The following is a 13,357-nucleotide window of genomic DNA, read 5'->3' as shown; positions in this document are numbered from 1 at the left end:
TTCATTTCCTGGCGAGAAACCGCGCGCGGGCATCCGCGGAATCGTCGTTGTCGAGATAACGGCCGAGGTCGTCGACCGTCATCTGTTCAAGCTGATCATCGCTTAGCTGGCCCGTCAAATTCAACGATCGCTTGATGGCCGCAAAGAGTTTTGGGTCCTTGCTTCGGAAGTCTCGACAGACATCGATCGCGCGATCCAGTACGGCGTCGGTGTTAACCACTTCGTCGAAGGCACCGATCTGCATCGCTTTCCCCGCATCGACGAGGACTCCCGAATAGAGCAAGACCTGCGCCGCCCGCTTTCCCAGCCGCAGCGCGGCCTGGCGCATGCCTTTGGCCACCGGCAGAAGACCGTGATTGATCTCGGGGAAGCCAATCTGGGCCTTGTGGTCGGCAATCACGTGATCGGAATGCAGGAGAAACTCGAGAGCGCCGCCAACCGCGTAACCGCGCACAGCACAGACCACGGGACCCGGATAGCGCTCGAACGCGCACAATACTGCATGGAAAAAGCGAATCCGCGGGGCGGCGACTTGCAGCCCGGTGACTTCGCGAATATCGCCGCCAGCACTGAAGAAACGATCTCCCTCGCCGGTCAGAACGATGCCGGGCGGTTCCGGCTCGGATTCCAGGCGCCTGATCTCTTCGAGCAATCGCGCAATCAGCGTATAATTGAGGGCGTTTGCGGGAGGCCGGTTCATCGTGAGGACGACGAGGTTCGGCTCACGCCTGATCTTGAGAATGTCTGCATCCATCATGCCCGATAAGCTAACGGGATCCGCGTTGAATGAGCTCCCGTATTGTGAGAGGCTTGACCGGATCGACGGCAGAAACGATTGCGCGGAGCGCTCCTTGCCGACTTTTCTGCTGCACCGCGTTCCTGGTCCTTCGACGCAGCCCGGCGAGAACGCAGCACGCCGATTGAGCAATTTGATCCATACCTGATCAGCCGATTGGATCGATATTGGTCAAATCGAAGGGCGGCTTATGACATAAATTTCAAGGTTGTCTGTTTTTCGATATAAGATGACAATTTAGCGAAATACAGACCCCCAGAGCCGCCCTAGCCTCCTCGAATACCCGAAGCTGCGGCTCTTACCCAGAAAAACTCGCCCGGCGGGTATTTTGGGGAAAGCAAGGAGGTCTCGATGAGCTTTGACACGCTGGATAAAATCGATCTGCGGATCCTGCAAGAACTTCAGAATGACGCCAGTCTCACCAATGTCGAGCTGGCCTCGCGCGTCAATCTCTCCCCGTCCCCTTGTCTTGCACGAGTCAAGAATCTGGAGCGGCTCGGCGTGATCAATCGGCGCGTCGCCGTGGTCGATCCGCAGATTGTCGGCCTGCGCGTCATGGCATTCATCCAGGTCACGTTGGAGAAACACGTGCAGAGTGTCCGCGACGGCTTTGCTACTGAAGTCGGCCGCATCGCCGAAATCATGGACTGCTATCTCATGGTCGGAGATCAGGACTATCTGTTGCGTGCAATTGTGTCCGACGTCTCCGACCTTGAAAATCTGATTGCACGCATATCCCGGATCGCCGGCGTCGCGAGCATCCGCTCTGGTCTCGCGGTGCGCAACGTCTCCAGCCGGCGAGCACTGCCGCTCGATGTATCCAGACCGATCCAGATAAGGTCGGCGTCGGCCGACTCGGAACGACATCGCCCATCCCTACATCGCCACCTGCAAGCCCTCGCCTGACAAGCGACAACAGTGGCAAGCGATCGCCACGCATATTGTGGGCTTATGGTGCCCTCGGAGGGCGGCTTCATTTGCTCACCGCGGCTGCCCGCCTCTACGACCTCCCCGCCATGCTGCGGGCGGGGCGAAACGACAGACTTTTGATAGCCAGGTCGACACTGGAGCAAATCAACAGCCTGCAGCGACGGGCATAACAGATTGCCCGTTTTGCTCGCTCTTGTATCCTAATCTGGGACGAGCACGTGATCGGCCTGTACGAGCGGATTTCCGCGCTGTATCGAATGGGTGAAAGTACAGAAACAAAGGAAAGGTCGACGCCCGGTCCGACCGTGTAACGTCCGATTACAAAAATTTCACACGAGATCCGTTTGTTCTCGAAAGCGGCTCGCCGAAGCGATTGATCGAGAAGGCCTTTTATGGTGGGCGCACCAGGGCTCGAACCTGGGACCCGCTGATTAAGAGACATGCTACGGCCCTTGATTTTTCGAGAGAATTTTTCCAACTAAGCCAAAATCCGATCGTCAGAAATCAATGGCGAGTCCCTGGAGCGCTATCGCCTTTCCCCACACCAACCAAACCTACGCTATCTCATCCAGTCCTTCGCATGAGGCAGTTCTTGAGCCTGAGGGTAAGCGAAGTCCTACGCTCGTACGAAGCAATCTTGAAGGAGCTCTTGGCAAGGAGCTCTTGGCAAGGAGCTCTTGGCGCCGGTGGCGTCGAAGCGAGCTTTTTCGCGAAAGATCGAAGGCGCGCTATTTCGGTCTCGCTATCGCCTGCGACCAGGACGCTGCACCGCACACGGTCACCAAATAGCTTGACGATGGGCGGTCTGGGCAGCGGGATCCGCTTTGCGAACTTGCGGAGGTTTTGCGCTGTTGCGGCGAGGAGGAACTCGTCGCGAGCGCCGAAGGGGTCTTTTAGCGGATCAAGTTACCGGAAAAGAAGCGAGGGCCTGAGAGGCCCTCGCAGTCAGGGAGGAACCGGTATCCAGGGACTTGGTCGCAAATCTGCTACGACATTGTCGGCATGACGAATAGGTGACTGCGGTTCACCAATGCTTGCAAAGTTCTCATTTGTCGACCAGTTCCGCCTCGACGCAGACTAGCCCCAAAGTCAACGCTCTCGAGCGTTTTGGGGAGGATACGTGCTTCTACAACGCCAGCTGGCGTCCATTCAGGTTGCGGGCGACAAGCCCGGACCCGCGATGCGCCTGCGCTGCAAATCCTCGACATAGATGAATTTGTTTCTCTCGGCCAGGATCGCCGCCGACAGCGTCCGTTCACGCCGGCGGCTGGCTAACCGGGCAGAGATCACGTGAGAAGCGCTCCGAAGCCGGCTCTGCTGGACTCCGGACGCTCAGGAGAGGAGGAGGAAGGGATGAAGTTCAAGACATTTCTCGGCGCGGCTGCAGTGCTAACGCTGGCTGCTGGTTCGGCGCTGGCTGCCGACAAGGATGCCGCCGACACAGCTGTGGAAGCCGCGAAGAAGTACGCGGGTACAACGATCAGCATCGTTTGGGAGGCCGGTCTCCAGTCGCTCGACCCACTGAACTATTCGGGTCCGCAATGGGAGAAGCTCACCGGCATCAAGGTGAAGGTGGTCGAAGTGCCGACCGACCAGATGTTCACCAAGATCATGCAGGATTTCAAATCGGGCGCCGGAGCTTATGACGCACTGAACGTCATTCCGTCCTGGATGCCCGATCTTGCGCGTGCAGGCGCGCTCGAGCCTCTCGACAAGTATGTCGACAAGTTTGGCTACCGCGACGAGCTGCAGGATATCGCGGCCGCCTATCGCGACAACCAGATGCAGTATGACGGGAAGATCTACGGCTTCCCAGACGACGGCGACGTGATGTTGCTCTATTACCGGAAGGACATCTTCGAGGATCCGAAGATGAAGGACGAGTTCAAGGCCAAGTTCGGCTATGAGCTTGCCCCGCCAAAGGACTGGAAGCAGTTCGACGAGATCGGCCAGTTCATCACCGACAAGATGGCGCCGAAGGTCTACGGCGCTGGATTCTTCCGTACCGCGCCCTATCCGCAATACATGTTCCAGGAGCGCTTCCGCATGGAGGGCGGCAAGTTCTTCAATGCCGACACCATGAAGGCCGCGGTGAATGGCGAGGTCGGTCTCAAGGTGTTCAAGCAGATGGTGGCGGAGAACAAGTTCATGCCGCCGGGCGTGGAGCAGTGGAATTTCGTCGACAACCTCGCCGCGTTCCTTCAGGGCACGACCGCGATGACGATCTCCTGGCCGCCCTACGGCCGCTGGGCCGCGGGCTATGGCTCGGGCGAGCAAGCTTTGAAGTGGGTGCCGAAGTCGCAGGTCGCCGGCAAGGTCGGCTACGCGCTCACGCCTCTCGGCCGTCCCGAGCTCGGCGTCGGCTTCGACCTGTCGGTCTCGGCCACCAGCAAGAACAAGGAGGCCGCGTATCTCTTCATCCAGTGGCTGAACAGCAAGAAGACCAGCCTCGAGCGCGTCCAGCTGCCCTATACGCTGCGCGATCCGTTCCGGCTCTCGCACTACGCGAGCGAGAAGTATCGTGCGCTCTGGCCTGACGCTGCCGCCTATCTCGACACCATCAAGACGTCCGGCGAGAAGGGGCTGCTCGACCTGTCGCTGCTGCAACAGGACAAGTACGACGAGGCAATGACCAAGGCGATCTCGAGCCTCTGGGCCGGTGAAGATCCCAAGGCCATTCTCGATCGCATGGCGCAACAATTCGACGCGATCACGGAGAAGGTCGGCGTCGAGAACCAGAAAGCCGTCTACAAGGTCTGGGCCGCAAAGCCCGGCGCCTACCCGCAATAACCGACTGGATACCGCACGGGAGGCATGGCCCTCCCGTGCGGTACCGTTTTCCGGACTGATGATGACAGTTTCTGTGAGCCTCAATGGCGCCGAGCAGCGCCGCCCCAGCCGCTTCGGGCGCATGCTCGAGGACCGCCTGCCCTATCTCATCGCTGCGCCGGCCATTCTGATTCTTCTCCTGGTCGGCCTGTTCCCTCTGATCTACTCGCTGATCGTGAGCTTCCAGCGCATCACGATGACCGAGAACGACACCTCCTTCGTTGGCTTCTTGAACTATGCGGAGCTGTTCAGGGATGCCCGCCTCTGGGCTTCGCTCGGCCACACCGCCATCATCACCGCGATCGCCCTCCCCCTGGAGCTGCTGGTCGGCTTCCTGATGGCGCAGCTCTTCATCGATCGCATGCCGGGCCGACAGATCTTCGTCGCGCTGCTGGTGCTTCCGACGGTGATCTCTCCGATCGTCGCGGGCGCGACCTGGCGTCTGATGTTCGACGTCCGCTTCGGACCGATTGGCCAGATTCTGAGTTTCTTCGCCGGCGAGCCGGTGCGGATCCTTTGGACGGTCAATCCCGCATTCGTCTATCCGGCGATCATCATCTGCGAGGTCTGGCAGTGGTCGCCGTTCATGTTCCTGCTGCTGCTCGCCGCGCTGTCGAATGTTGACCAGTCGCAGCTTGAGGCCGCGGAGATCGATGGGGCATCGTACCTGCGCGTGCTTCGCGCAATCGTTCTACCGGCGATCGCGCCCGTGATCGCCGTCGCCTGCCTGATCCGCGGCCTCGATCTGGTTCGCATCTTCGATATCATCTGGGCCCTCACCGAAGGCGGGCCGGGCTCGATGACCGAGACCATTTCGCTCTACACCTATGTGCAGGGCTTCTCGCAATTCGAGATCAGCTACACGGCCGCGATTTCCTTCCTGGTGATTGCGTTGCTGACGCTGATCACGACCCTGGTCCTCAAGCGCATGGAGCTTGCGCGATGAGGATCGGCAGGCTTCCGGCCAGAAAAACCCGTATTCTCGCCGTCCGCTATCTCGGCGCCTGCGTCGTGACCCTGCTGTTCCTGTTTCCAGTCTACTGGCTGTTCATGATTTCGTTCAAGACGCCGGACGAGATCTACCACGTGCCGCCTCTGTGGATCCCCGGACAGATCCAATTCTCGAACTACTACGTCCTGTTCAAAGACGGCGATGTCTTTGCAATCCTGAACAGTCTCATAGTCGCCGGCGTCAGTTCTGGAATTGCAATCGTTCTCGGGACGCTCTGCGCCTACAGCCTTGCCAGGTTCGGCACCGGCGGCGAGAACCTCGCGATGTGGATCATCTCCCAGCGCATGATCCCACCGATTGCGGTCGTCTTCCCGATCTTCCTGATCTACGTGTATTTCGGCCTCGTCGACAGCTACTTCGGGCTGATCCTGCTCTACACGGCCTTCAATCTTCCCTACGTGATCTGGATGATGCGCGGCTACATCGTCGACGTGCCGCTGGAGCTCGAGGAAAGCGCTCTCGTCGACGGCCTCAATCGATGGGAGGTGATCTGGAAGGTCGTCTTTCCGATGGTTCGCCCCGGCCTCATGGCGACGTCGGTCTTCACCTTCGTGTTCGCCTGGAACGACTTTCTGTTCGCACTCGTGCTCACGCGCACCGAGGTCATCACCTTTCCGGTCATGCTGACGCACTATTTCGGCGGCCAATCGAATTTCTGGGCGAAGATCGCGGCGATGTCGGTCCTGGGGACGTTGCCGATCTTCGTCGCGGTCTCGGTGATGCAGCGCTATCTCGTGCGCGGCATCTCGCTGGGCGCAGTCAAGGGTTAGGGAGAGCGGAGTGGCTGACGTTAAGCTGTCCGGAGTACACAAATATTACGGCAACGTGCATGCAGTCAGGGGAGTTGATCTCACCATCGCCGATGGTGAATTCGCTGTGCTGGTGGGGCCGTCCGGCTGTGGCAAGAGTACTCTGTTGCGAACCATCGCCGGTCTCGAGGATCCGGATGGTGGAACGATCACCATCGGCGGCGCGGTGGTCAACGATCTGCGCCCGCGCGAGCGCAATATTGCGATGGTGTTTCAGAACTATGCGCTCTACCCTTATCTGACCGTCAGCGAGAACATCGCCTTCGGTCTGCGCGCGCGCAAGACTCCCGAGATCGAGATTAGGAAGCGGGTCGGTGAAGCCGCCGAGATGCTCGGCATCAGCAATCTCCTCCAGCGCTATCCGCGGCAGCTCTCCGGAGGACAGCGTCAGCGCGTCGCCATCGGCCGCGCCATCGTTCGCAAGGCCGACCTGTTCCTGTTCGACGAGCCGCTCTCGAATCTCGACGCTCAGTTGCGTGACGAAATGCGCACCGAGATCAAGCGCCTACATCACGAGATCACGACGACAATGATCTACGTTACCCATGACCAGGTCGAGGCGATGACGCTGGCCGACCGCATCGTGCTGCTGCGCGAGGGACAGATCGAGCAGCAAGGCGCTCCGCTCGAGCTGTTCGAGCAGCCGCGCACGGGGTTCGTTGCCGGCTTTCTCGGCTCTCCCTCGATCAACCTCATCCCCGCGACCCTCAAGACAAACGGCCGCGACGCCGCAGTGGTGTTTCAGTCCGGCGGTGAACTGACGCTTCCGAGCGCGAAGGCGAGGCCGCTGGCCAGTATGGATAGGCGAGAGATTCTCGTCGGCATTCGGCCCCAGCACTTCAGTCGGGCCGGCGGGCCATTGCGCGAAGGCACGGTCTCCTATTCGGCCACCGCCGATCTCATTCAGCCGACGGGGACACGCACCTTCACCACCATCAAGATCGGCGGCATCGATGCCGTCGCCGAGCTGCAGGCGCACGACGTCAGCAGCCATGGCGAGCGGATCGATCTCGCCATCGACCTCAATCGCGTGGTGCTGATCGATCCGGCCAGCGGCCTGGTCATCGCATAACGAGAGCAACATTCGAAAACGGGAGGGATGAATGGCGTCGAGACTGTTTGCAACCGGAATTGGCGCGCCGGAGGGTCCGGTGTGCCTGCCCGACGGCTCGATGTATGTCACGGAGATGTCGGCGTCGACCCTTTGCGTCACGCGGCTCGATCCTCGCGGCAATCGCCGCGTGATCCGAACGACGGGTGGCCGTCCGAATGGACTGACGACCGATGGCCACGGCCGCATCTGGATCGCGGAGGCTGGCCTGCGGGCCTTGATCTGCATCGACGAGAGCGGCAACGAGATCCGGCGCATGCAGGGCGAAGGCGCGGAGCGCTTTCTATTTCCGAACGACCTCTGCTTCGGCCCGAACGGACTACTGTACATGACCGACTCCGGAATGGCCGCCGAGGATTTCATCAACGGCCAGGCCTTCGTCGACGGTTATATGGACCTCGACTGGGACGGCCGTGTGTATGAGATCGATCCGGCAGCCATGAAGGTGCTCCGCGTGCTCGATCGCAAGATCCGCTTCACCAACGGCATTGTCTTCGGCCCCGACAACCACCTCTACGCCAACGCGTCCTTCACCGGCGAGGTCTATCGATATAACGTGCTTGGCGAGGCAGCGCCGAAACGCGTCGTCTTCGGAAACGTCCTGCAGCCGGATTCCAATCCGGACTTCAAAGGGCCGGACGGGATGGCCTTCGGAACGGACGGCCGGCTCTATTGCACGGTCTACAACCAGAAGAACGTTACGGTGCTCGACCGGCGGGGTGGGGTCGACGATCGTCTGGTCCTGGATGGAGCCCAGCCGACGAATTGCGCCTTTACGCCCGAGGGCAGAAAGCTACGGGTGACGGAGGTCGGCAAGGGCCAGGTCGAGGAGATCGATATGCCCTGTGACGGCCTGCCGTTGCATTTGCCGAAATTCGCCTGACAAGGCGCCTCGCGCGCTTTGCCCGCGAGGCGTCCGGTCATGTCGTCAAAGGAAACCGATTGACAGCCAAGGCACAGCCGCAACGATCAGCGTGCCGATCAGGAGTGCGATCATATAGCCCACGATCGGCTTCATGCCCTCGTCCGGATTGATGCGGCTGATGGCGCAGGCCGCGTAGTAGCCGACGCCGAACGGCGGCGCGAACAGCCCGATGCCCATGGCAAGGACGACTACCATCGCGTAGTGGACATCGTGCACCCCGACCTGCCGCGCGATCGGGAACAGCAGCGGACCGAACAGGACGATCGCGGGAATCCCTTCCAGGACGCTGCCGAGGATCACGAAAGTCACGATCGTCACCGCTAGGAAGACCGGTACCCCGCCCGGCAGGCCGGTCATGAACTTGGCGAGAGAGGCAGAAAATCCCGACTGGGTCAGCGCCCAGGCCATGCCCGTAGCCGCGCCGATGATAAGCAGAATCGCCCCTGATAGGGAGGCTGTCTCGACCAGCATCGGATAGATGCGACGCCAGTCGAACTGGCGGTAGATGAACAGACCCGCGCAGACCGAGTACAGGATGCCGATCGTCGAGACTTCCGTTGCCGTCGCAACGCCCTCGACGACCGCCGTGCGGATCACGAACGGCAGTGCGATAGCAGGTATCGCGATCACAAAGGCCCGCCCGATTTGCCGGCCGGTAGCCCGTTTGACGTGAGACAGGTCTTCGCGGCGGTATCGCCACCAGACCACGGCCGCGAGCATGACCGCAAGCACCACGCCCGGGAGCAACCCGCCAGTGAAGAGCGCCGAGATCGACACGCCGGTCACCGAGCCGATCGTGATCAGGACCAGCGAGGGCGGGATCGTTTCGGTCTGCGCGCCGGTTGCCGCCAGAAGCGCAACGAGGTCTCCCGGTTTGGCCCCACGCTGCCGCATCTCGGGAAACAGGACCGGAGCCACCGCAGCCATGTCGGCCGCTTTGGACCCAGAAATGCCCGAGACCAGATACATCGCTCCCACCAGCACGTAGTGCAGTCCACCACGCACGTGGCCCAGAAGGCTCGCCAGGAAGCCGACCATCGCCCGCGCCATGCCCGTCATCTCGATCAGGAGGCCGAGAAAGACAAAGAGCGGCACGGCGAGCAGGATCAGGTGGCTCATGCCCTCGTCCATCCGTCCGATCACCACCACGTCAGGCGTACTGGTCGTCAGGGCGAGATAGCCGACCGTGGCGAGGCCGAATGCGAACGCGATTGGTACGGCTGCGAAGACCATCGCGCCGACCACGAACACGAAGAAGATCAAGAGATTCAGATTGCCTAGCGGCCTCAAAACGGGAGCGAGCAGAACGAACGCCCCGATGATGCCTGTGACCATTGCGACCGAAGCTAGCAAGCTGCGCAGGCTCGCGATGCGGATGAGTCGGAGGACCGCTGCGATCAGCATCAGTCCGATCCCAACCGGCAATGCTGCCGCACGCCAACTGTTGACGATCTCAAGCGCCGGCGTCGTCACGAAGGCTTCGTCGGCCGCGAATTCGTAGGCCGGCCAGACCACTAGCACGAGAAAGGCCAGCGATGCTGCGGCCGCCACGACATCCAGGAATGCGCGAACTTCCGCACTGAGGACGCCGACGATGGCGGTCATCCGCATATGCTCGCCGCGTTGAAACGCGATCACCGATCCGAGCATGGCGAGCCAGAGGAAGAGAATGCCGGCAAGCTCGTCAGACCAGACGATCGGCGAGCGGAACAAATATCTGCTCACAATCCCCGCGGACAGCACCGCGATTTCCGCGAGCACGAGCAGTGCTGCAGGTACAGCGACGATATGACCGAGCATACTGTTCGCCGCGACCACCCAGCGGCGCGAACCCGCTTGAGACGCACCGGCCGCCATACCGGCATCGACGTGGGGCGTATGGCTCACGCTGGTCATGATAACTGGCCCGCGGCTTTTTCGAGCTGCGACCATGCCTCCTCGCCAAACTTGGCTTTCCAGTCGGCGTAGAAGCTGGTCTTCGCCAGGGCCTGGCGGAAGGCGGCGCGATCGACGTCGATGAAGTTGAGGCCCTTGGCAGAAAGATCGGCGCGCAGTGACTGGCTGAGCTTTGCGATGTCGGCGCGCTGATCGACGGCCGAGCGGTCGAGCTCGCGCGTCACGATCTCCTGCACGTCCTTCGGCAGGCGCTCGAAGGCGCGTTTGTTGCCGAGGATCCAGTAGCCGTCCCAGACGTGCCCCGTCAGGCTGCACGTGCTCTGCACCTCAAAGAGTCGCGCGGTCGCAATGATGGGCAACGGATTCTCCTGGCCGTCGACGACCTTGGTCTGCAGCGCGGAATAGACCTCGTTGAAGTTGATCGGCGTCGGCCCGGCGCCGAGCGCCTTGAAGAGCGAGGTCAGCAGCGGCGCGGGCGGAACGCGGATCTGGAAATTCTTCAGATCATCCGGCGTTCGCACCTCGCGGCCGGACGAGGTCACCTGGCGAAAGCCGTTGTCCCAGGCTTTTGACACCGCCATGATCGGTGTCTTGGCGATCTGCGCACGGATGTAGGTGCCGAGGTCGCCGTCCATCGCCTTCCACACGCTGTCGTAATTGGTGAATGCGAAGCCGGTGTTCACGATGCCGGCGCTTGGCACCAGGGTGGCAAGGATCGAGGAGGATTGGTTAAAGAACTCGACGCCGCCGCTGCGAACCTGGGTCAGCAGCTCGGTGTCGGAGCCGAGCTGATTGGCCGGGAACAGCCTGATCTCCAGCCGTCCGCTGGTCGCTTCGCGGATGCGGTCGATCGCCTCTTGCGCGCGGATGTTCACCGGATGGGTCGGGTCCTGTCCGGTTGCGAACTTGTAGACGAACTCGGCGGCAGACGCCGGACGGGTCAGAATCCCGCAGAGAGGTACGGCGCTCGCCGCTGCCAACAGCGAACGGCGGCTGATGCGTCCGGGCTTCGAGACAGACATGTTTTCCTCCTGATCCTGTATTGACGTTGGGCAGGCTGCATGAGCCTGCGCTGGTTTTCAGCTGTCCGGGCTCTTCGACCACCCGCATTCGGGCAACAGCCATCGCTCGCCCGCCGCAGCACGCAGCGGGCGGAACTCTTCACTCGGATTTGGCCTGACTGGCGCTTAGTGCCGGTGCGCTAAAGCCACTGCTTGATCTGCCTTGCAACCTCGGCGGTGGAAATGCCGTAACGGTCGTGCAGTGTCGGTAGTGCGCCGGCGTCAAGAAATTCGTCCGGCAATGCAATCTGGCGGAACGGCGGATGGACGCCTGAACGCATCAGGAGTGCGGCGACCGCCTCGCCGAGACCGCCAATCGTCGTGTGGTTTTCGGCAACGACGACCAGGCGGCCTGACCTGCCGGCTTCACGCCGGATCGTGTCGGCGTCGAGCGGCTTGATAGTCGGAACGTGGAGCACCGCAGCATCGACGCGGTCGTTCTTCAGAGCTTGCAACGCCTCGAGCGCCCGCATGGTCATGATGCCCGATGAGATGATCAGAACATCCTTCCCGTCACGGATCAGCTTGGCTTTGCCGAGCTCGAACTTGTAGTCGTATTCGTCGAGCACGACCGGCACTTGGCCTCGCAGCAGGCGCATATAGACCGGCCCCTGATGCGCCGCGATCGCAGGCACCAGTTGTTCGATTTCATGGGCATCGCAGGGGTCGATGACCGTCATGTTCGGCATGGCGCGAAACAGCGCGAGATCCTCCGCCGCTTGATGGCTCGGGCCATAGCCCGAGGTCAGTCCGGGCAATGCGCAGACGATCTTCACGTTGCGGTCTTCCTCCGCGATGGTCTGATGGATGAAGTCGTAAGCACGGCGCGAAGCGAACACCGCGTATGTCGTTGCGAATGGCATGAAGCCTTCAGCGGCAAGACCGGAAGCGGCGCCGAACAGAAGCTGCTCGGCCATGCCCATCTGATAGTAGCGGTCCGGAAATTCCTTCGCGAAGATGTGCAGGTCGGTGTATTTGCCGAGATCGGCTGTCATGCCGACCACATCGGGACGGCTGCGCGCGAGCTCGACGAGCGCGTGTCCAAACGGCGCCGGCCTCGTCTTCTGTCCCTCCGCCGCAATCGAGGCGATCATGGCCGAGGTGGTCAGGCGCGGCTTGCCCGGCTGGGGTGCTGATCTGACAGTCTTCATGCCTGCCTCCCGGCCTCTAGCGCGGCCAGCGCCAGCTGCCATTCGTGCTGCTCGACGCGGATGAAATGGTTCTTCTCGCGCTGCTCCAGGAAGGGAACGCCCTTGCCCATCAGCGTGTCGGCGACGATCATCCGCGGCTTGGGCGCGGGATGAGACTTGGCGACATCGAACGCGGCAACAACGGCATTGAGATCATTGCCGTCGATCCTCTGCACGAACCAGCCGAAGGCCTGAAGCTTCTCGACCAGCGGCTCGAACGCCATGACCTGTGTCGAAGGACCATCCGCCTGCTGATTGTTGACGTCGACAATGCCGATCAGATTGTCGAGCTTGTAATGGCCTGCCGACTGGATGGCTTCCCAGACCGAGCCTTCATCGAGCTCGCCGTCGGAGAACAAGGTGTACACCCGCGCGTCGGATTTCTTTCGCTTGAGTCCGAGGCCCATGCCGACGGCTATGCTGAGCCCAAGCCCGAGCGAGCCACCCGACATTTCCATTCCGGGCGTGTAGGAGGCCATGCCCGACATCGGCAGGCGACTCTCGTCGCTGCCATACGTTTCGAGTTCGGCCTCCGGGACGATCCCCGCCTCGATCAAAGCTGCGTAGAGCGCGATGGCATAGTGCCCGTTCGAGAGCAGGAAGCGGTCGCGGTCTTCCCAGGAGGGATCTTCCGGCCGGTAGCGCATCGCGTGAAAATAGGCCACGGCGAGGACGTCCGAGATGTCCAGCGCCTGTGCAATATAGCCTTGGCCCTGAACCTCGCCCATGCGCAGCGCATTGCGACGAATGTTGTAGGCGCGGTCCGCCAGCTTGGGCGTGTTCGTCAGCGTTTCCATC

The 13,357-nt window shown here is 61.3% G+C and carries 11 protein-coding genes; 6 read left to right on the top strand and 5 right to left on the bottom strand.

Translation table 11 applies throughout. The features are described from left to right. Nucleotide 1: 1 nt before the first annotated feature. Nucleotides 2-757, bottom strand: a complete 756-nt coding sequence (locus tag BDOA9_RS12400; protein ID WP_042336001.1) for an enoyl-CoA hydratase/isomerase family protein — start codon at nucleotides 755-757, stop codon at nucleotides 2-4. A 390-nt stretch (nucleotides 758-1,147) separates the two neighbouring features. Between BDOA9_RS12400 and BDOA9_RS36730 the strand changes: the two genes are divergently transcribed. The 6 genes from BDOA9_RS36730 (at nucleotide 1,148) to BDOA9_RS12370 (ending at nucleotide 8,370) form a co-directional block, all read left to right on the top strand. Then, nucleotides 1,148-1,702: an Lrp/AsnC family transcriptional regulator gene (locus tag BDOA9_RS36730; RefSeq protein ID WP_025034253.1), complete on the top strand. Its 555-nt coding sequence runs from the start codon at nucleotides 1,148-1,150 to the stop codon at nucleotides 1,700-1,702. A gap of 1,377 nt (nucleotides 1,703-3,079) precedes the next feature. Then, on the top strand, nucleotides 3,080-4,516 hold the full coding sequence (locus BDOA9_RS12390) for an ABC transporter substrate-binding protein (RefSeq protein ID WP_025034252.1): 1,437 nt from the start codon (nucleotides 3,080-3,082) through the stop codon (nucleotides 4,514-4,516). A gap of 61 nt (nucleotides 4,517-4,577) precedes the next feature. Further along, nucleotides 4,578-5,501, top strand: a complete 924-nt coding sequence (locus BDOA9_RS12385) for a carbohydrate ABC transporter permease (RefSeq protein WP_192859561.1) — start codon at nucleotides 4,578-4,580, stop codon at nucleotides 5,499-5,501. Further along, a complete protein-coding gene (locus BDOA9_RS12380; RefSeq protein WP_025034250.1) occupies nucleotides 5,498-6,337 on the top strand; it encodes a carbohydrate ABC transporter permease in 840 nt (279 codons plus the stop codon). The genes BDOA9_RS12385 and BDOA9_RS12380 overlap by 4 nt, the downstream gene beginning before the upstream one ends. 10 nt (nucleotides 6,338-6,347) lie before the next feature. Next, nucleotides 6,348-7,448 carry an ABC transporter ATP-binding protein gene (locus BDOA9_RS12375; protein ID WP_025034249.1) on the top strand — a complete coding sequence of 367 codons (1,101 nt, stop codon included), beginning with the start codon at nucleotides 6,348-6,350 and terminating at the stop codon, nucleotides 7,446-7,448. A gap of 31 nt (nucleotides 7,449-7,479) precedes the next feature. Further along, nucleotides 7,480-8,370 (top strand): SMP-30/gluconolactonase/LRE family protein, encoded by an 891-nt coding sequence (locus BDOA9_RS12370; RefSeq protein ID WP_025034248.1) that lies wholly within the window; start codon nucleotides 7,480-7,482, stop codon nucleotides 8,368-8,370. Nucleotides 8,371-8,415: 45 nt separating this feature from the next. On the opposite strand, the gene BDOA9_RS12365 is transcribed toward BDOA9_RS12370, so the two are convergent. The 4 genes from BDOA9_RS12365 to BDOA9_RS12350 form a co-directional block, all read right to left on the bottom strand. Beyond that, nucleotides 8,416-10,269 carry a TRAP transporter large permease gene (locus BDOA9_RS12365; RefSeq protein ID WP_445291820.1) on the bottom strand — a complete coding sequence of 618 codons (1,854 nt, stop codon included), beginning with the start codon at nucleotides 10,267-10,269 and terminating at the stop codon, nucleotides 8,416-8,418. 35 nt (nucleotides 10,270-10,304) lie between these two features. After that, nucleotides 10,305-11,330: a TRAP transporter substrate-binding protein gene (locus BDOA9_RS12360; RefSeq protein ID WP_025034246.1), complete on the bottom strand. Its 1,026-nt coding sequence runs from the start codon at nucleotides 11,328-11,330 to the stop codon at nucleotides 10,305-10,307. A 179-nt stretch (nucleotides 11,331-11,509) separates the two neighbouring features. Beyond that, nucleotides 11,510-12,520, bottom strand: a complete 1,011-nt coding sequence (locus BDOA9_RS12355) for a transketolase family protein (protein ID WP_025034245.1) — start codon at nucleotides 12,518-12,520, stop codon at nucleotides 11,510-11,512. Continuing rightward, nucleotides 12,517-13,356 carry a transketolase gene (locus BDOA9_RS12350; RefSeq protein ID WP_025034244.1) on the bottom strand — a complete coding sequence of 280 codons (840 nt, stop codon included), beginning with the start codon at nucleotides 13,354-13,356 and terminating at the stop codon, nucleotides 12,517-12,519. The genes BDOA9_RS12355 and BDOA9_RS12350 overlap by 4 nt, the downstream gene beginning before the upstream one ends. Nucleotide 13,357: the final 1 nt, after the last annotated feature.

Origin of the sequence: Bradyrhizobium sp. DOA9, from assembly GCF_000617845.2 — a bacterium.
Lineage (GTDB): Bacteria > Pseudomonadota > Alphaproteobacteria > Rhizobiales > Xanthobacteraceae > Bradyrhizobium.
This window is presented reverse-complemented; position numbering and strand designations above follow the sequence as displayed.